General features: G+C 72.1%; 18 protein-coding genes. 9 read left to right on the forward strand and 9 right to left on the reverse strand.

Annotation, left to right across the window (positions count from 1 at the left end; translation table 11 throughout):
* Position 1: 1 nt before the first annotated feature.
* Complete coding sequence (locus ACFO9I_RS17270) at positions 2-1,657, forward strand: acyl-CoA dehydrogenase family protein (protein ID WP_379183068.1); 1,656 nt, start codon at positions 2-4, stop codon at positions 1,655-1,657.
* A gap of 80 nt (positions 1,658-1,737) precedes the next feature.
* Here ACFO9I_RS17270 and ACFO9I_RS17275 read toward each other — a convergent pair whose 3' ends face one another.
* On the reverse strand, positions 1,738-3,114 hold the full coding sequence (locus ACFO9I_RS17275; protein ID WP_379183070.1) for a cation:dicarboxylate symporter family transporter: 1,377 nt from the start codon (positions 3,112-3,114) through the stop codon (positions 1,738-1,740).
* Between the two features lie 121 nt (positions 3,115-3,235).
* On the opposite strand from ACFO9I_RS17275, the gene ACFO9I_RS17280 reads away from it, so the two are divergent.
* From ACFO9I_RS17280 to ACFO9I_RS17290, 3 genes are read left to right on the forward strand one after another with little or no spacing between them, the layout of a single operon-like run.
* Positions 3,236-4,858: an ATP-binding protein gene (locus ACFO9I_RS17280; protein WP_379183072.1), complete on the forward strand. Its 1,623-nt coding sequence runs from the start codon at positions 3,236-3,238 to the stop codon at positions 4,856-4,858.
* Complete coding sequence (locus ACFO9I_RS17285; protein WP_379183074.1) at positions 4,855-5,532, forward strand: response regulator; 678 nt, start codon at positions 4,855-4,857, stop codon at positions 5,530-5,532. Before ACFO9I_RS17280 ends, ACFO9I_RS17285 begins: the two co-directional genes overlap by 4 nt.
* Before the next feature lie 51 nt (positions 5,533-5,583).
* Positions 5,584-5,994, forward strand: coding sequence for a hypothetical protein (locus tag ACFO9I_RS17290; RefSeq protein ID WP_379183076.1), 411 nt, complete (start codon positions 5,584-5,586; stop codon positions 5,992-5,994).
* Between the two features lie 66 nt (positions 5,995-6,060).
* Here ACFO9I_RS17290 and ACFO9I_RS17295 read toward each other — a convergent pair whose 3' ends face one another.
* Positions 6,061-7,497, reverse strand: coding sequence for a glycine hydroxymethyltransferase (locus ACFO9I_RS17295; protein WP_379183078.1), 1,437 nt, complete (start codon positions 7,495-7,497; stop codon positions 6,061-6,063).
* 419 nt (positions 7,498-7,916) lie between these two features.
* On the opposite strand from ACFO9I_RS17295, the gene ACFO9I_RS17300 reads away from it, so the two are divergent.
* The 5 genes from ACFO9I_RS17300 to ACFO9I_RS17320 all read left to right on the forward strand — a co-directional run bounded on the left by ACFO9I_RS17300 (position 7,917) and on the right by ACFO9I_RS17320 (position 12,010).
* Positions 7,917-9,626: a nitrite/sulfite reductase gene (locus ACFO9I_RS17300; protein WP_379183080.1), complete on the forward strand. Its 1,710-nt coding sequence runs from the start codon at positions 7,917-7,919 to the stop codon at positions 9,624-9,626.
* Complete coding sequence (locus tag ACFO9I_RS17305) at positions 9,623-9,811, forward strand: hypothetical protein (protein WP_379183082.1); 189 nt, start codon at positions 9,623-9,625, stop codon at positions 9,809-9,811. Before ACFO9I_RS17300 ends, ACFO9I_RS17305 begins: the two co-directional genes overlap by 4 nt.
* Positions 9,808-10,554 (forward strand): phosphoadenylyl-sulfate reductase, encoded by a 747-nt coding sequence (locus tag ACFO9I_RS17310; protein ID WP_379183083.1) that lies wholly within the window; start codon positions 9,808-9,810, stop codon positions 10,552-10,554. The genes ACFO9I_RS17305 and ACFO9I_RS17310 overlap by 4 nt, the downstream gene beginning before the upstream one ends.
* Before the next feature lie 88 nt (positions 10,555-10,642).
* Positions 10,643-11,386, forward strand: coding sequence for a sirohydrochlorin chelatase (locus tag ACFO9I_RS17315; protein ID WP_379183084.1), 744 nt, complete (start codon positions 10,643-10,645; stop codon positions 11,384-11,386).
* A 57-nt stretch (positions 11,387-11,443) separates the two neighbouring features.
* Positions 11,444-12,010 (forward strand): TerD family protein, encoded by a 567-nt coding sequence (locus tag ACFO9I_RS17320; protein WP_379183085.1) that lies wholly within the window; start codon positions 11,444-11,446, stop codon positions 12,008-12,010.
* Between the two features lie 21 nt (positions 12,011-12,031).
* Here ACFO9I_RS17320 and ACFO9I_RS17325 read toward each other — a convergent pair whose 3' ends face one another.
* From ACFO9I_RS17325 to recA, 7 genes are all read right to left on the reverse strand, one after another.
* Positions 12,032-12,421 carry a DUF3037 domain-containing protein gene (locus ACFO9I_RS17325; RefSeq protein ID WP_379183087.1) on the reverse strand — a complete coding sequence of 130 codons (390 nt, stop codon included), beginning with the start codon at positions 12,419-12,421 and terminating at the stop codon, positions 12,032-12,034.
* The gene (locus tag ACFO9I_RS17330) at positions 12,418-13,185 is read right to left on the reverse strand and encodes a HipA family kinase (protein ID WP_379183089.1); all 768 of its coding nucleotides are present in this window, start codon (positions 13,183-13,185) and stop codon (positions 12,418-12,420) included. Before ACFO9I_RS17330 ends, ACFO9I_RS17325 begins: the two co-directional genes overlap by 4 nt.
* Positions 13,182-14,027, reverse strand: coding sequence for a PPK2 family polyphosphate kinase (locus ACFO9I_RS17335; protein WP_379183091.1), 846 nt, complete (start codon positions 14,025-14,027; stop codon positions 13,182-13,184). Before ACFO9I_RS17335 ends, ACFO9I_RS17330 begins: the two co-directional genes overlap by 4 nt.
* Before the next feature lie 64 nt (positions 14,028-14,091).
* Positions 14,092-14,808, reverse strand: coding sequence for a GNAT family N-acetyltransferase (locus tag ACFO9I_RS17340; protein ID WP_379183093.1), 717 nt, complete (start codon positions 14,806-14,808; stop codon positions 14,092-14,094).
* A gap of 75 nt (positions 14,809-14,883) precedes the next feature.
* Positions 14,884-15,375, reverse strand: coding sequence for a phosphoribosyltransferase (locus tag ACFO9I_RS17345; RefSeq protein WP_379183095.1), 492 nt, complete (start codon positions 15,373-15,375; stop codon positions 14,884-14,886).
* Between the two features lie 20 nt (positions 15,376-15,395).
* Entirely contained in the window at positions 15,396-16,145 is a 750-nt protein-coding gene (locus tag ACFO9I_RS17350) for a regulatory protein RecX (RefSeq protein WP_379183097.1), read from the reverse strand.
* Entirely contained in the window at positions 16,135-17,178 is a 1,044-nt protein-coding gene (recA, locus tag ACFO9I_RS17355) for a recombinase RecA (RefSeq protein ID WP_379183099.1), read from the reverse strand. Before recA ends, ACFO9I_RS17350 begins: the two co-directional genes overlap by 11 nt.
* Positions 17,179-17,432 lie beyond the last annotated feature (254 nt).

Here is a 17,432-nt window from a genome sequence, read left to right on the forward strand (position 1 = left end):
CATGACGCGCCACACTCCGGACGACATCCGGGTCGTCGCCAATCAAGCACCCCCGCTCGTCGGCCACAACGTGGTCACCACCGACCGGGCGCTGGTCGAGGGCGTCGTACGACACGCCTCGGAGGAGGTCGTCGCCGACCTCGCCGGGCTCGGGGAGCAGGCCGGCTCGGCGGAGGCCCGCGAGCACGGCGTCCTCGCCAACGAGTTCCACCCGCAGCTCACGCCGTACGACCGGTACGGCAACCGGATCGACGAGGTCCGTTTCCACCCCTCGTGGCACTGGCTGATGGAGCGGGCGGTCGGGCACGGCCTGGCCGCGGCGCCGTGGGAGTCGGACTCCCCGCACGCCCACGTCCGGCGCGCCGCCGGGTTCATGGCCTGGTCGCACACCGAGCCCGGGCACGGCTGCCCGATCTCGATGACGTACGCCGCGGTGCCGGCGCTGCGGGCCGACGACGCGCTGGCCAAGGAGTGGACGCCGCTGCTGGCCTCCACGTCGTACGACCCCGGCGTCCGGCTCGCCTCCGCCAAGCGCGGGGCGCTGGCCGGCATGGGCATGACCGAGAAGCAGGGTGGCTCGGACGTGCGGGCCAACGTCACGCAGGCGCGCCCGACGTCGGTGGACGGCGAGTACACCCTGCACGGGCACAAGTGGTTCACCTCTGCCCCGATGAACGACGTCTTCCTGGTGCTGGCCCAGGCGGAGGGCGGGGTGACCTGCTTCGTGGTGCCCCGCGTGCTCGCCGACGGCACCCGCAACCGGCTGGACGTGGTCCGCCTCAAGGACAAGCTCGGCAACCGTTCCAACGCGTCCTCGGAGCTGGAGCTCGCCGGCACCGTCGCGCACCGCCTCGGCGACGAGGGCCGCGGGGTGCGCACCATCATCGAGATGGTGGCAGCGACTCGCCTCGACTGCGTGCTGGGCTCGACCTCCTTGATGCGCCGCGCGCTGAACGAGGCTTCCTGGCACGCCGCCCACCGCTCGGCGTTCGGCTCCCTGCTCGCCGACAAGCCGCTGATGCAGAACGTGCTCGCCGACCTCGCGGTCGAGACCGAGGCGGCCACCGCGATCGCGCTGCGCCTGGCGGCGGCGGTGGACCGGATCGACGACCCGCACGAGGCGGCGCTGCGCCGGATCGCGCTGCCGCTGGCGAAGTTCTGGGTCTGCAAGCGGACGCCGTTCATGGTCGCCGAAGCACTCGAGTGCCTGGGCGGCAACGGGTACGTCGAGGAGTCCGTGCTGCCGCTGCTCTACCGCGAGGCGCCGCTCAACTCGGTGTGGGAGGGGTCCGGCAACGTCAACGCCCTCGACGTGCTGCGGGCGCTGCAGCGCGAGCCCGAGGCGCTGAGCGCCTGGATCACCGAGGTCGGGCTGGCCCGGGGCGCCGATTCCCGGCTGGACCGGGCCGTCGACGAGACGCTGGCCCTGCTCGGCGAGCTGGGCGACCCGGTCGCGCTCGAGGGCTCGGCGCGCCGGCTCGCGGGGCGCATGGCCGCGTGCCTGCAGGGGTCGCTGCTGGTGCGCTTCGCGCCCCCGGAGGTGGCCGACGTCTTCTGCGCCTCCCGCCTCGGCACGTCCTACGACGGCACGTTCGGCGCGCTCGAGAGCGGCGACCTGCGCTCGATCGTGGAGCGCGCCACCCCGACCCTGGGTTGAGTTGGGCCGGATTCGGACGTGAGTTGGGCCCCGTTCGGTGAACGAGGCCCAACTCAACGCCGATTCCGGCCCAACTCAACTCATGGGACGGGCTGGGGCTGCGGCACCTGGGTCACGGGAGCGGCCGGGACGTCGTCCTCCTCGTCGAGCATCGTCGTCTCGTCGAAGGGCTCGGAGCCGGCGAGCACCCGGTCCAGGCGGGGCCGGTCGAGGCCGCCGGTCCAGTGCGCGATCAGCACGGTGGCGATGGAGTTGCCGGCGAAGTTGGTCAGCGCGCGAGCCTCGGACATGAAGCGGTCGATACCGACGATCAGGCCCACCCCGTCGAGCAGCTCGGGGCGGTGCGAGCTCAGTCCGCCGGCCAGGGTCGCCATGCCGGCGCCGGTGACGCCGGCCGCGCCCTTGGAGGCGATCATCATGAACAGCAGCAGCGAGACCTGCTCCCCGATGCTCAGCGGGTCGCCGAGCGCGGAGGCGATGAACAGCGAGGCCATCGTCAGGTAGATGGCGGTGCCGTCGAGGTTGAACGAGTAGCCGGTCGGGACCACGACGCCCACGGTCGGCTTGTCCACGCCGGCGTGCTCCATCTTCGCGATCAGGCGCGGCAGCGCCGACTCCGAGGACGACGTCGACAGGATCAGCAGGAACTCCCGGCCGAGGTAGCGGAACAGGCTGAACACGTTGACGCCGGTGACGGTCTTGAGCAGCGTGCCCAGCACCAGGAAGACGAACAGCGCGCAGGTGACGTAGAAGCCGAGCATCAGGACGGCCAGGCTCTTCAGGGCGTCGACACCGGTTTCGCCGACGACCGCGGCCATCGCGCCGAACGCGCCCACGGGGGCGGCCCACATGATCATCGACAGCACCCGGAAGACCAGGCGCTGGACGTGGCCGACGCCGCGCAGGATCGGCTCGCCGGTCCGGCCCATCGCCTGCACGGCGAAGCCGATCAGCAGGGCGACCAGCAGCGTCTCGAGCACCTCGCCCGAGGTGAGCGCGGAGAAGAGCGAGGTCGGGACGATGCCGAGCAGGAAGTCCGTGGTGGTACCCGCGCCCTCGGCCTGGGCGGCACCGGCGCTCGCCACCTCGTCGGTCAGGTGGAGACCGGAACCCGGGTGCAGGACGTTGCCGACCACCAGGCCGATGGCCAGCGCGACCGTCGACATCGCCAGGAAGTAGACGAGCGCGAGACCGCCGACCTTGCCCACCCGGGCGGCGCTGCGCACCGACCCCACGCCGATCACGATCGTGCAGAAGATGACCGGCTGGATCATCATCTTGATCAACGCGACGAACGCGGTGCCGAGCGGCTTGAGCTGCACGGCGAAGTCGGGGAACAGCAGGCCGACGGCGATGCCGAGCACGACGGCGGCGATCACCGCGACGTACAGGTAGTGGGTCCGGTTGCGCGGCGGCTGCTTCGTCGCGCCGCGGGGTTCGGGGACGGTGACGCTCATGGGGTTCCTCCAGGTGGTCGCCGGGGATCCGGCCGGTCGGACCATCGTGGGGCGGGCTGTGATGCCCGTCACCGTTGTGGTCGTTGAGTTCACACCCGTCGCGGTGAGGGACAATCCCGCCATGCGCTGGCGGCGAACCACCCGGGAGCCCTCGGTCGCGCGCCAGATCCTGCTGCTGCAGGTCCTGGTGGTCGTCGTGCTGGTGGTGAGCGCCCTCGGGCTCGCGGCGTACGACGCCCGCCACAACGCGCGCACGACCGCGACCGAGCGGGCGGTCGCCGTGGCCCGGACGCTCGCGGACTCCCCCACGCTGGTCGACGCGCTGGACGACCCGGACCCGAGCGCGACCATCCAGCCCCTGGCCGAGCGGGTCCGACGCGACTCCGGGGTCGACTTCATCACCGTCATGAACCTCGACCTGATCCGCTACAGCCACCCCGACCCCAGCCGGATCGGCGGCCACTTCGTCGGCGACGTCGGCGACGCGCCGCAGGGCGGCACGTTCACCCAGGAGTACGCCGGGACGCTGGGCCCGTCGATGCGCGCGGTCGTGCCGGTCCTCGACGGCTCGGGGAGGGTGGTCGCCCTGGTCTCGGTCGGCATCACGATCGAGCGGATCGACCGCGGCCTGCGCGACGACGTGCTGCTGATCGGTGGTGCCGCGCTCGCGGTGCTCGCGGTCGGCCTGATCGGCACCTGGCTGGTCGCCCGGCGGTTGCGGCGCGCCACGCACGGGCTCGGCGAGCGCGAGATCACCCGGATGTACGAGTATTACAGCGCCGTCCTGCACGCCGTCCGGGAGGGGCTGCTCCTCATCGACGACCGAGGTCGGGTCCAGCTCGTCAACGACGAGGCCCGTCGCCTGCTCGCGCTGCCCGAGGACGTCGTCGGCCGACCGGTCAGCGACCTCGGGCTGCCGCCCGGGCTGGTCACCGCGGCTCTGGGCCGCACCAGCGAGGCCGACGACATCTACGTCGCCGGCGAGCACGTGCTGGTCGTGAGCTCCTCCCCCGCGACCTGGCAGGGGCGCGAGGTCGGCGCCGTCGTCAGCCTGCGCGACCACACCGAGCTGCGCTCGGTCACCGGCGAGCTCGACGTGGTCCGCGGCCTCACCGAGTCGCTGCGCTCGCAGAACCACGAGGCCGCCAACCGGCTGCACACCGTGGTGTCCCTCATCGAGATGGGCCGCCCCGAGCAGGCGGTCGCCTTCGCCACCGAGGAGCTCGAGGTGGCCCAGCACCTCACCGACCGGATGGTCGGCCAGCTGGGCGACCCGGTGGTGGCTGCGCTGCTGCTCGGCAAGAGCGCCGAGGCCGCCGAGCGCGGCATCGAGCTCACCGTCGAGGGCGACCTGCCGACGCCGGGGCCCGCCGTCGCGCCGCGGGACCTGGTCACCGTGCTCGGCAACCTCGTCGACAACGCCCTCGACGCCGTGGCCGGACGGCCGGTGCGCCGGGTGGCGGTGCACCTGGGAGGTGACGCGGACACGCTGCGGGTCACCGTCGGTGACAGCGGGCCCGGCCTCTCCGAGGAGGAGGCTGCCCACGTGCTGGACCGGGGCTGGACCACGAAGGCCTCGGTCGACGACCTCGGCGGCGGGCGGGGTGTCGGGCTGGCCCTGGTGGGACAGGTGGCCCGGCGCCACGGCGGCGGGGTGGAGATCGGCGGCTCCGCCCACGGCGGCGCCGAGTTCACCGTCACCCTGCGGGCCGCGTCGGTCCGGGCGGGACGGGCGGACGCATGAACGTCCGGGTGCTCGTCGTCGAGGACGAGGCGCTCGCCGCGGAGGCGCACGCGGCGTACACCGCGCGCATCGAGGGCTTCGAGGTCGCCGGTGTCGCGCGCTCGGCCGCCGAGGCGGCACGCTTCCTCAACCAGGACCGCCATGTCGACCTGGTGCTCCTCGACATGCACCTGCCCGACGGCCACGGCCTGGGCCTGCTGCAGCGGCTACGCGGCGCCGGCCACCGGTGCGACGTGATCGCGGTGACCTCGGCGCGGGACGCCGACGTGGTGCGGCACGCGGTCGCCCAGGGCGTGGTGCTCTACCTGCTCAAGCCGTTCACGTTCGCGACGTTCCGGGCCAAGCTCGAGCAGTACGCCGCCTACCGTGCCCGGCTCGCGGCCGCGCCCGACGAGGTGGTCCAGGACGAGGTGGACCAGCTGTTCGGGTCGCTGCGGGCGGCACCGACGGCCGCGACGCCCAAGGGGATGAGCGCGGAGACGCTGCGCGACGTGACGGCCGCGCTGCGCGACGCCGACGCCCCCATGTCCGCCAGCGAGGTGGCCGCGGCGGTCGGCGCCTCCCGGGTCACCGCGCGTCGCTACCTCGAGCACCTCGCCGAGACCGGCCAGGCCGAGCGCCGGCCACGCTACGGCGGCAGTGGCCGTCCCGAGATGGAGTACGCCTGGCGCTGAGCCGCCAGGACTCGGCTGACGGGCACCGCCCCGGTCGGGGATGCTCGAGGCATGACCACGGAGTCCTGGGAGCGACTGCTCACCCACCTCGCCACCTTCGGCGCGGTGACCGAGGAGGCCGAGGGCGGCGTCCGTCTCGCCCTCGGCGACCGCACCGTGACGGTCCTGGTCACGCCGGACGACTGGGACGACATCCCGGTCGTGTGGGGAACGGACGACGAGGGTGCGCTGCTGGGCGTCACCCGCGCGATCGAGGCGCTCGGGCCCGACGACCGGTTCCTGGTGTACGAGAACTACGAGCTGCACCCGTCGCCGACGGAGCAGACGCCCGGGGCGCTCGAGGACGAGGAGCTGGCGGCCCGGGTCGCCGAGGCCCGACGCCGCGACCCCGGCGCGACGTTCGGCTGGTACGTCGAACGCCCCGACGGGACCCGCGACTGGTTCAGGGACATGAGCGACTGACCCCGAACGAGTCGTGCGGCCCAGGGTGCGCCCCGGCGCAGGCTGGGCTGCCCGACCCGGTGGGACTCAGCTGAGCTCGAGCCCGGGGTAGAGCGGGTGCTTGTCCAGCATCTCGGCGGAGGCCGCCTTCACCTTGTCGGCCACCCCGTCGGCGAGGACGTACGACGCCTTCGACGGGCCACCCGCCTTGGTGGTGCCGGGCTGGGTGTTCGACAGGACGTGCACGATCAGGTCCGCCACCGTGTCGAACTCGTCGTGGCCGAAGCCGCGCGTGGTCAGCGCCGGCGTGCCGAGGCGGATGCCGGAGGTGTACCAGGCGCCGTTGGGGTCGGCCGGGACGGAGTTGCGGTTGGTCACGACGCCGGCGTCGAGCAGCGCCGACTCGGCCTGCCGGCCGGTGAGGCCGAAGGACGAGACGTCGAGCAGCACGAGGTGGTTGTCGGTGCCGCCGGTGACCAGCTTCGCGCCGCGGGTCAGGAACCCGTCGGCGAGCGACTTGGCGTTGTCGGCGATCTGCTGGGCGTAGGTCTGGAACGACGCCTGGCGGGCCTCGGCGAGCGCGACGGCCTTCGCGGCCATCACGTGCGAGAGCGGGCCGCCGAGCACCATCGGGCAGCCGCGGTCGACGTCGGCGGCGTACTCCTCCTGCGCCAGCACGAGGCCACCGCGCGGGCCGCGCAGCGACTTGTGGGTCGTGGTGGTCGTGATGTGGGCGAACGGGACGGGGTTCTCGTCACCGGTGAAGACCTTGCCCGCGACCAGGCCGGCGAAGTGGGCCATGTCGACCATGAGGGTCGCGCCGACCTCGTCGGCGATCTCGCGCATCTTCGCGAAGTTCACCCGGCGCGGGTAGGCGGAGTAGCCGGCGATGAGCACCAGCGGCTTGAACTCGCGCGCCTTGGCGGCGACCGCGTCGTAGTCCAGCAGGCCGGTCTCCGGGTCGGTGCCGTACTGCTGCTGGTGGAACATCTTGCCGCTGATGTTGGGGCGGAAGCCGTGGGTGAGGTGGCCGCCCGCGTCGAGGGACATGCCGAGCAGGCGCTGGTTGCCGAGGTCGTGGCGCAGCGACTCCCAGTCGGCCTCGCTCAGCTCGTTGACGTTCTTGGCGCCGAGCTTCTGCAGTGCGGGGGTCTCGACCCGGTTGGCGAGGATCGACCAGAAGGCGACCAGGTTGGCGTCGATGCCGGAGTGCGGCTGGACGTAGGCGTACGGCGCGCCGAACAGCTCGCGCGCGTGCTCGGCCGCGACCGACTCGACGGTGTCGACGTTCTGGCAGCCGGCGTAGAAGCGGTGACCGACCGTGCCCTCGGCGTACTTGTCGCTGAGCCAGGTGCCCATGGTGAGCAGGACCGCGGGCGAGGCGTAGTTCTCGCTGGCGATCAGCTTCAGGGACGCCCGCTGGTCGGCGAGCTCCTGACGCGTCGCGTCCGCGATGCGGGGTTCGACCGAGGCGATGACCTCGAGGGCCTGGCTGTACGCGCTGCTGATCAGGGCATCCGTCATGCTGACAGCGTAGTGACGTGCAGTGCCGGCGTCAGCGCCGCGTCCGCGGCCGGCGCGCTGTGACCTGGGCCGCACGGACGCCCCTGCTCCGCCTCGCTCGCCGCCCAGCATCCCGCGATGTGGACACGCGTCTCACTGCATGAGATCTCGGCTTGTGATCGAGCCGTCCGACCCGTGAGACTTCCGGCCATGATCACTGCTGCGACGCACGCGTACCTCGTGGTTCGACGCCACGTGGACCTCGGGCGCACCCGCAGCATGATGTGTTGGCCCTTCTGACCGCCGTCGCCCTCCTTCGCGAGCCGACGGCCGCCGCCCGAGACACCAGTCCACGGGCGCACGGTTGGTAAAGGTCAACCCGACGACGAGGTCGGGCCCTGACGATTCGTGCGTCTCACAACCGCCAAGGATCCAGCCTCATGCCCGACCAGGCCACCGCTCCCCGCACCCCCCGCCCCCGCGCCAAGCGCGGTGAGGGCCAGTGGGCGCTCGGTTACCGCGAGCCCCTGAACGCCAACGAGCAGTTCAAGAAGGACGACGACGCCCTCAACGTCCGCGCCCGGATCGAGGCGATCTACTCCAAGCGCGGGTTCGCCTCGATCGACCCCAACGACCTGCGCGGCCGGATGCGCTGGTGGGGGCTCTACACCCAGCGCGCCGAGGGCTTCGACGGCGGCAAGACCGCGACCGTCGACCCGGCCGACCTCGACGCCGAGTACTTCATGATGCGGGTCCGCTCGGACGGCGCCCTGCTCAGCGCGGACGCGGTCCGGGCCCTGGGCACCGTCTCCACGGAGTTCGCCCGCGACACCGCCGACATCACCGACCGCGAGAACATCCAGTACCACTGGATCCGCATCGAGGACGTCCCCACCATCTGGGAGCGCCTCGAGGCAGCCGGCCTCGACACCCAGGAGGCGTGCGGCGACTCCCCCCGTCCGTTCCTCGGGTCGCCGGTGGCCGGGATCGCCGCCGACGAGATCATCGACGGCAGCTCGGCCCTCGAGGAGATCAAGAGCCGCTTCATCGGGAACAAGGAGTTCTCCAACCTCCCCCGCAAGTTCAAGACCGCGTTGACCGGGCACCCCTCGCACGACGTCTGCCCGGAGACCAACGACGTCGCCTTCGTCGGCACCGTCCACCCCGAGCACGGCCCCGGCTTCGACCTCTGGGTCGGCGGCGGCCTGTCCACCAACCCGATGCTCGCGCAGAAGCTGGGCGTCTGGATCCCGCTCGACCAGGTCGCCGACGCCTGGGAGGGCGTCGCGTCGATCTTCCGCGACTACGGTTACCGGCGGCTGCGGTCCCGCGCCCGGCTGAAGTACCTCGTCGCGGACTGGGGCGTCGAGAAGTTCCGCGAGGTGCTCGAGACCGAGTACCTCGGCCGGGCCCTGGTGTCGAACCCCTCGCCCCCCTCGCCGGAGGTGCAGAGCGACCACATCGGCGTGCACGCCCAGAAGGACGGCAAGTTCTACGTCGGCGCCGCGCCGGTCGTGGGCAGGGTCTCCGGCACGGTCCTGACCGGGCTGGCCGACCTCGTCGAGAAGTACGACGCGGCCGGCGTCCGGCTCACGGCGTACCAGAAGCTCGTGGTGATCGGCGTCGAGCAGGCCCACCTCGACGCGTTCCTCGAGGACCTGGAGACGATCGGCCTCACCGCCACCCCGTCGAACTGGCGGCGCAGCACGATGGCCTGCACCGGCATCGAGTTCTGCAAGCTGGCGATCGTCGACACCAAGAACCGCGCCCGCGACCTGGTCGCCGAGCTCGAGCGTCGCATCCCCGACCTCGACACCCCCATCACCGTCAACGTCAACGGCTGCCCCAACGCCTGCGCCCGCACCCAGGTCGCGGACATCGGGCTCAAGGGCCAGCTGGTGATGGACGCCGACGGCAACCAGGTCGAGGGGTTCCAGGTCCACCTGGGCGGCGCGACCGGGCTCAACGCGACCTTCGGCCGCAAGCTGCGGGCGCACAAGGTGACCAGCGCGGGCCTCGACGACTACGTCACCAACGTGGTGCGGGCCTACCTGGACCAGCGGGAGCCCGGCGAGTCCTTCGCCACGTGGGTCACCCGCGCCGACGAGGCCGACCTGCGGGGCGAGCGCGAGCTGGAGACGGTCTCATGAGCGAGCGCGCCGTGCCCTTCCACTGCCCCTACTGCGGCGACGAGGACCTGCGTCCGCACGAGGTCGTCTCCGAGACCGGGGAGGTCAGCTCCCCGCACGGGACCTGGGAGTGCCGCTCCTGCATGCGGGCGTTCTCGCTGAAGATGCTCGGGCTGCTGAGGCCGTCGGGAGGTGGTTCGGCATGACCGCCGCGACCACCACGTCCGCCCGCAACTTCCGCGGCACCCACACCGAGGGGCGCTCCCCCGAGGAGCTGCGCGAGCTGGTCTCCCACGTCGGGGCCGAGCTCGAGCTGGCGCCGGCCGAGCACATCATCGAGTGGGCGGTCGCGACCTTCGGCGAGCGGTTCTGCATCACCTCCTCCATGGGGGACGCGGTGCTGGCCCACCTCGCCGCCAAGGTCGCGCCCGGCATCGACGTGGTGTTCCTCGACACCGGCTACCACTTCGCGGAGACCATCGGCACCCGCGACGCGGTCGAGGCCACCCTGGACGTCAACCTGCTGACCATCACGCCCGCGCAGAGCGTGGCCGAGCAGGACGCGGAGCACGGCAAGGACCTGTACAAGACCGACCCCGACCTGTGCTGCGCGCTGCGCAAGGTCAAGCCGCTGGCCGAGTCGCTGGAGCAGTACGACGCCTGGGCGACCGGGCTGCGGCGGGCCGAGACCCACAACCGGGTCATCGCCCCCGTCGTCGGCTGGGACGCCAAGAAGGGCAAGGTCAAGGTCTCGCCCCTGGCCCGCTGGTCCGACGAGGAGGTCGAGCGCTACGTCGCCGAGAACGGCGTGCTCGTCAACCCGCTCGTCTACGACGGCTACCCCTCCATCGGCTGCTGGCCGTGCACGCGCCGCGTCGCCCCCGGCGAGGACCCGCGCAGCGGGCGCTGGGCCGGCACCAACAAGACCGAGTGCGGGATCCACTCATGACTCCTCACTCCCCCCAGATCGACAGCGCTGTCGGTCGTCGTCACACCACCACCCCGGTAGCACCGGCAACACAGAGGAGGCCGCACTGATGGCTGCTCCTGCCCTGGTGGCCCTGGCTCACGGAAGCCGTGACCCACGGTCCGCTGCGACGATCACCGCCCTGGTCGACGAGGTCCGCGCGATGCGCCCGGACCTGCGTGTCGAGCAGGCGTTCCTCGAGCTCTCCAAGCCGTCGTTCACGACGGTCGTGGACCGGCTCGTGAAGGCCGGCCACGACGAGATCGTCGTCGTACCCCTCCTGCTCACCGAGGCCTACCACGCGAAGGTCGACGTCCCGTCCGCGGTCGCCGAGGCCCAGGCCCGCCACGAGGGCCTGCAGATCCGGGCCACCTCGATCCTCGGCCTCGAGCCGTGCTTCCTCGAGGTCCTCGACGTGCGCATGCGCGAGGCGCTGAAGGCCGCGCGGGTGCGCGAGCTCGACGCGCTGGTGCTGGCCGCGGCCGGCTCGAGCGACGCCCTGGCCAACCAGGCCGTCGCCCGGCTCGCCCGGGTGTGGGGCCAGCGGCACAAGCTGCCGGTCACCGCGGCGTTCGCCTCGGCGGCTCCCCCGGCCGCCGGCGAGGCGGTGCGCCAGTTCCGCGCCGAGGGCCGCCGCCACATCGCGGTCGCCTCGCTCTTCCTCGCCCCCGGCTTCCTGCCGGACCGGGCCGCGGAGCTGGCCACCGAGGCGGGCGCCATCGCGGTCTCGGAGCCGCTGGGTGCGCACCCGGAGCTGGCCCGCACCATCCTGGCGCGGTACGCCGTGGGTGCGGTCGAGCTGGTCCCCGTCTGACGTCACGTCGTTCCTCCCGCCCGGTAGGTTCGAAGGACCACCGACGGGAGGAACGACGTGACGCAGCTGACCGCGGGCCAGGAGCTCGAGCTGGCCACTGAGGAGGGGCGGCCGCTGACCCGGCTGCGCGTGGGCCTGGGCTGGGACAAGGAGCGGACCGCCGGCTTCATCGGCACCGGTGCGCCCGACGTCGACCTCGACGCCTCGGCCGTGCAGTTCGCAGACGGCCAGCTCTTCGACCTCGCCTTCTACAACAACCTCCGGACCCGGGACGGGTCGGTGGTGCACCTCGGTGACAACGTCACCGGGCGGGGCGAGGGCGACGACGAGGTCATCACCGTCGACCTCGGCAGCGTGTACACCAAGGTCGACACGATCGTGTTCCTGGTGAGCAGCTACCAGGGCCACACGCTCGAGTGGATCAACAACGCCTACTGCCGCATCACCGACGAGCACGACGTCGAGCTGGCGCGCTTCACGCTCACCGGCGGCGTCCCGCAGACCGGGCTGGCGATGGCCAAGCTGGTGCGCAACGGCGACCGGTGGCTGCTCCGGACCATCGGTGAGGGCATCGCCGTCAAGGTGCCGACCGAGTCGCTGAGGGCGCTGCGCCCCTACCTCTGACAGACCGTCAGCGAGCCGCGGTCAGCTGACCAGCTTCTCCAGCAGGTGTTCGAGCTGGCGTGCCGGGTCGGCGGTCACGCCGCCGTGGACCGGACCGGGCTGGATCACGGTGCTGCGCGGCGCCTTGATGAAACCGAAGCGTTGGCCGATCGGTCGGGCCGCCGCCGCGCCGCCACGCTCGTCGCCCGCGCAGACGCCCTCGACGAACGCCAGCGCCTCGCACACCTGGTCGAGGTCGAGGCCGGGGTCGAGCGCCGCCAGCCGCTCGCGGTCGACCGCCCACGCGACATCGAGGTAGTCACTCACCTGGCAGTAGACGACCACCCCGACGTTGAGGAACTCCTCCCGGTCCACGCGCGGCACGCAGCGGAGCACGACGTACTGGTAGGCCAGCCTGGTCGAGGTGCTCATGCGCCCACCCCCGCCGGAAGCCACTGCCGGGTCGCCAGCCGCGCGGTCAGGAACGCCACGTACGCCGCACGCACGGCGTCCGCGGTCTCCGCGCCGGGGACCGGCTCCAGCCACTCGTCGGGCACCTCGGCCAGCACCTCCGCGAGGACGGACTCGTCGAGCAGGGCGCGGATCCGCTCGTCCGCGGCAGGCAGCTCGGCCGCGTGGGAGCCGAGCACGTGGTCGCTGGGGTCCCACGGCTGCGCGGCGAACCGCGCCGGATCGGTCACACCCCCGGACCACGCGTGGTGGAAGTACAGCGACGCGCCGTGGTCGATCACCCACAGGTCGCCGTGCCACAGCAGCAGGTTGGGGTTGCGCCAGCTGCGGTCGACGTTGGCGGTGAACGCGTCGAGCCACAGCACGGTGGCGCCGACCCCCTGACCGGCGGGCAGGTCGCCGTCGTACCCGAACGCGCCCGGCAGGAAGTCCACTCCGAGGTTGAGCCCGGCGCTCGCGTTGAGCAGGTCCTGCACCTCCTCGTCGGCCTCGTAGCGCGCGATCTCGGGGTCCAGCTCCAGGGCGACCAGGCGCGGTGTCCGCAGCCCGATGCGGCGCGCCAGCTCACCGACGACCACCTCGGCGACGAGCACGCGCAGCCCCTGGCCGGCGCCGCGGAACTTGCAGACGTAGGTGCCGAGGTCGTCGGCCTCGACGATGCCGGGCAGGCTGCCACCCTCGCGCAGCGGGGTGACGTACCTGGTGACGGAGACGGTCGCGCTCACGAGACGGGTGCCTCGTGGATGAGACGCTTCGTCTCGGCCTCGACGTCGAAGTCGGCTACCGGCCACTGCGGGTCCATCCTGCGCAGCGTGTCGTAGAGGAGCCGGCCGATGGCGAGGTTGCGGTACCACTTCTTGCCGCTCGGGATCACGAACCAGGGCGCGTGCTCGGTGTTCGTGCGCTCGAGGGCGATCTCGTAGGCCTCGCGGTAGCGCGGCCACTGCGCACGCTCGTCGATGTCGCCGGGGTTGAACTTCCAGTGCTTGCTGGGCTTCCCCAGCCGCGCGAGCAGCCGCTCCTTCTGCTCGTCCGCCGAGATGTGGAGCATGCACTTCACGATCGTGGTGCCGCTGTCGACGAGCTCGCGCTCGAAGTCGTTGATCGCCCCGTAGCGGCGCTCGATCTCGTCGGGCTCGGCCAGCTCGCGCACCCGCCCGATCAGGACGTCCTCGTAGTGCGAGCGGTCGAAGACGCCGATGTAGCCGGGCTCCGGCAGTGCCCGACGGACCCGCCACAGGAAGTCGTGCTCCCGCTCCTCGTCGGTCGGCGATTTGAAGGAGGTGATCCGCACGCCCTGCGGGTCGACCAGCCCCACGGTGTGCCGCAGCACCCCGCCCTTGCCGGAGGTGTCCATGCCCTGCAGCACCAGCAGCAGGCGGCGCCCGGAGCCGGACCGGCCCTCCGCGAAGAGTCGTTCCTGGAGGTCCGACAGCTCGTCCCCCAGCGCGAAGAGAGCGGCCTTGCCCTTCTTCTTGCCACCCGTGAAGCCCGGCGAGGTGTTGGTCTCGATGGAGGTGAGGTCCACCGGGCCCGCGGGCAGGCGGAAGGGGTACTCGTCGGTCATGCGGGCCATCATGTCGGGTCTCGACGACCTCGACCACCGGAGGGTGCGGCTCGACCGACGGGACTCACCCCAGGACCCGGCGCACGTCGAGGCTGCAGCCCACCACCGTGCCGACGCTGCCGTCGCGGTGCTGCTCGTCGAACCTCAGCTCCTCCGCGAAGCCGGCCTTCGCCAGGATCCGCAGCGAGGGTGCGTTGCGATGGTCGGGGGCAGCGAAGAAGGTGGGCGCGTCGGGGAAGCGACGGCGGGCGCGCAGCATCCAGGCCCACAGCAGGCGTACGCCGAGGCCGCGACCCACCCAGGCCGGGTCACCGATCGCGTACTCGACCCCGATCGCGTCCCGGGCCGGGCCGGGGACGGCCGCGTCCGGGTGGTCGCCGATCCGGTGGTCCTGCACGAATCCCACCGACCGGCCGTTGACCTCGACCACCCACATCCGCGTCGGGGTCATCCCGTCGATGCGCGGGGCGTACGTCGCCTCGACCGCCTCGCGGGTGGGCTCACCGTCGACGGCCCACCAACGACGCACGTGCTCGGTCGCACACCACCGGGCGACGTCGGCGAGGTCGCCGTGGGTCATCGCCCGGAGCGAGACCACCCGCTCGTGGTCGATCGCGAACTGCTTGACCCCACCGGAGAGGTCGACCGGTACCGGCAGCGCGTGCACCGCCGCGCAGGTGCGTCTCGCCGCCTCGGCCCAGGACTCCCCCGCGCGCACCACGCCGGCGAGGTCGTGCCCCCGGTCGTGGACGACGACGCGCATCCCGACGTGCTCGGCCACATGGGTGAGCGTAGGCCGATCCACGCCTGAGGGGCAGCACCTCCCTCGGACGCCGGGCGCCCCGAGGCCGGTGGCTCAGGCGGGGGCGCCGCCGGCGCGCTCGACCAACGGCGGCTGGGAGGACCACGGGAAGTCGATCCAGGCCGACGTCCGCCGCCAGGCGTAGTCGGGCTTCACCACCGACCGCGGCTTCTCGTAGACCACGGCGGTGCGGGCCTCGGCCACGTGGTCGGCGCAGAAGTCCTGGACGATCTCGAGGGTGCGCCCGGTGTCGGCGACGTCGTCGGCGATGAGCACCTTCAGGCCCGACAGGTCCACCACGTCCGGGGTCGGCGGCAGCATGATCGGCATCTCCAGCCGCTGGTCCTCGCCGGTGTAGAACTCGACGTTGACCACGGCGAGGTTCTTCACCGCCAGCGCGTAGCCCAGGCCCATGCCGAGAGCCAGGCCGCCGCGGGCGATCGAGAGGATCAGGTCGGGGTCGAAGCCGTCGTCGACGACCTGCTGGCCCAGGTCACGCACGGAGGCGCCGAACGCCTCCCAGGTCAAGGTCTCCCGGTCGGTCATGACGGGAGTCTGCCGGATCGTCAGAGGCCGGGGCCGGCGAGGTCCTCATCGTGGTCGCGGCCGCTCGCAGCGAGCTCCTCGCGCACCACGGCGAAGGCCAGGCCGGAGCCGTAGCCCTTCCTCGCGAGCATGCCGACCAGGCGCCGGGTGGCGGTGGTGTCGTCGACCCGGGCCAGCGAGCGCAGCTTCTTGCGCACCAGGGCGCGCGCCGCCTCCTCCTCGGCCGCCGGGTCGATCTCGTCGAGGGCCTCGCGGGCGACCTCGTCGTCGACGCCCTTGCGACGCAGCTCCTGGGCGAGCGCCCGGCGGGCCAGCCCCTTGCCCGGCTGCCGGCTGGCGATCCACGACCGCGCGAACGCCTCGTCGTCGACCAGGCCGACCTCCTCGAAGCGGTCGAGGAGGCGGGTCGCGATCTCGGGTGGCACGTTCCTGGCCGCGAGCTTGTCGTCGAGCTCCTTGCGGCTGCGGGCCTGGCCGGTCAGCTGGTCGAGCAGGATCTTGCGGGCCACCGACTCGGGGTCGGCCTCCGGGCCACCTTCCTGCGGGTCGGGCGGGGGCGGATCGGTGCGTCCGCGCCCGGCCCGCCGACGGCCCGACCGGGCACCGCCGCGTGACGACCCCCGCTCGGGCATCTCGGTGTCCGCCGGGGCGGGCGTGGACGCACGCTGCGTCCACGCGTCCACCCCGGCGGTGACGTCACCGGCCCACGAGGGTGCGGGTCGGTCGTCGTCGAAGCCCGACGAACGGGTGCTGCGGGGCTCAGAAGTCATCGACGCCCAGCGGGTCGGCGGGGACCTCGGCGTCGACCGTCGGGCCCACCCCGAGCTTCTCGAGGATCTTCTTCTCGAGCTCGTTGGCCAGGTCGGGGTTGTCCCGCAGGAAGTTGCGGGCGTTCTCCTTGCCCTGGCCGAGCTGGTCGCCCTCGTAGGTGTACCAGGCACCGGCCTTGCGGACCAGACCCGCCTCCACGCCGACGTCGATCAGGCCGCCCTCGCGGCTGATGCCCTTGCCGTACATGATGTCGAACTCGGCCTGCTTGAACGGCGGGGCGACCTTGTTCTTGACGACCTTGACGCGGGTGCGGTTGCCGACCATGTCGGTGCCGTCCTTGAGCGTCTCGATGCGGCGCACGTCGAGGCGGACCGAGGAGTAGAACTTCAGCGCCCGACCACCGGTCGTGGTCTCCGGGGAGCCGAACATCACGCCGATCTTCTCGCGCAGCTGGTTGATGAAGATCGCGGTCGTCTTGGAGTTGTTCAGGGCACCGGTCATCTTGCGCAGCGCCTGGCTCATCAGCCGGGCCTGCAGGCCGACGTGGCTGTCGCCCATCTCGCCCTCGATCTCGGCACGGGGCACCAGGGCGGCCACCGAGTCGATGACGATCAGGTCGAGCGCACCGGAGCGGATCAGCATGTCGGCGATCTCGAGCGCCTGCTCACCGGAGTCGGGCTGGGAGACCAGCAGCGCGTCGGTGTCGACACCGAGGTTCTTGGCGTACTCGGGGTCGAGGGCGTGCTCGGCGTCGATGAACGCCACGATGCCGCCGGCGCGCTGGGCATTGGCCACCGCGTGCAGGGCGACCGTCGTCTTTCCGGAGGACTCCGGGCCGTAGATCTCCACCACGCGGCCGCGGGGCAGGCCGCCGAGCCCGAGCGCCACGTCGAGCGCGATCGAGCCGGTCGGGATGATCTCGAGCGGGGCGCGCGTCTCGTCGCCGAGCCGCATGACCGAACCCTTGCCGAACTGGCGCTCGATGTTGGCGAGCGCGGTGTCGAGAGCCTTGTCGCGGTCTCCACCAGCCATGTCGTTCTTCTCCTTCGGGGGCTTGCCCGCCCCGCGTCGTGGTCGCTTCGTCTGGGATGTCGTCGTCGTGTTCATCGTCGTGCGAGACGCTAGACGGGACCGCCGACAGTGCCGGTCCGGGGCCGGACTGCTGGGGACGACGTCGACCTGCGCGTCACCTGTGGAACCACCCTAGCCCGAACACGTGTTCGACTCACGCAGGTGCGGTGGGCGTGTCGTCCACCCGCCGCCCGGCCCCCGCACCCGGCCCCAGG

This window comes from Nocardioides sp. GCM10023255, assembly GCF_042653125.1.
GTDB lineage: Bacteria > Actinomycetota > Actinomycetes > Propionibacteriales > Nocardioidaceae > Nocardioides.

Bases quoted from the DNA above. Each gene is read 5' to 3' on its own strand.
- ACFO9I_RS17325 (WP_379183087.1), bottom strand. From the start codon at position 12,421: ATGAGCACCTCGACCAGGCTGGCCTACCAGTACGTCGTGCTCCGCTGC.
- ACFO9I_RS17335 (WP_379183091.1), bottom strand. From the start codon at position 14,027: ATGACCGACGAGTACCCCTTCCGCCTGCCCGCGGGCCCGGTGGACCTC.
- ACFO9I_RS17310 (WP_379183083.1), top strand. From the start codon at position 9,808: ATGACCGCCGCGACCACCACGTCCGCCCGCAACTTCCGCGGCACCCAC.
- ACFO9I_RS17275 (WP_379183070.1), bottom strand. From the start codon at position 3,114: ATGAGCGTCACCGTCCCCGAACCCCGCGGCGCGACGAAGCAGCCGCCG.
- ACFO9I_RS17270 (WP_379183068.1), top strand. From the start codon at position 2: ATGACGCGCCACACTCCGGACGACATCCGGGTCGTCGCCAATCAAGCA.
- ACFO9I_RS17315 (WP_379183084.1), top strand. From the start codon at position 10,643: ATGGCTGCTCCTGCCCTGGTGGCCCTGGCTCACGGAAGCCGTGACCCA.
- ACFO9I_RS17295 (WP_379183078.1), bottom strand. From the start codon at position 7,497: ATGACGGATGCCCTGATCAGCAGCGCGTACAGCCAGGCCCTCGAGGTC.
- ACFO9I_RS17280 (WP_379183072.1), top strand. From the start codon at position 3,236: ATGCGCTGGCGGCGAACCACCCGGGAGCCCTCGGTCGCGCGCCAGATC.
- ACFO9I_RS17300 (WP_379183080.1), top strand. From the start codon at position 7,917: ATGCCCGACCAGGCCACCGCTCCCCGCACCCCCCGCCCCCGCGCCAAG.
- ACFO9I_RS17305 (WP_379183082.1), top strand. From the start codon at position 9,623: ATGAGCGAGCGCGCCGTGCCCTTCCACTGCCCCTACTGCGGCGACGAG.
- ACFO9I_RS17345 (WP_379183095.1), bottom strand. From the start codon at position 15,375: ATGACCGACCGGGAGACCTTGACCTGGGAGGCGTTCGGCGCCTCCGTG.
- ACFO9I_RS17285 (WP_379183074.1), top strand. From the start codon at position 4,855: ATGAACGTCCGGGTGCTCGTCGTCGAGGACGAGGCGCTCGCCGCGGAG.
- ACFO9I_RS17350 (WP_379183097.1), bottom strand. From the start codon at position 16,145: ATGACTTCTGAGCCCCGCAGCACCCGTTCGTCGGGCTTCGACGACGAC.
- recA (WP_379183099.1), bottom strand. From the start codon at position 17,178: ATGGCTGGTGGAGACCGCGACAAGGCTCTCGACACCGCGCTCGCCAAC.
- ACFO9I_RS17290 (WP_379183076.1), top strand. From the start codon at position 5,584: ATGACCACGGAGTCCTGGGAGCGACTGCTCACCCACCTCGCCACCTTC.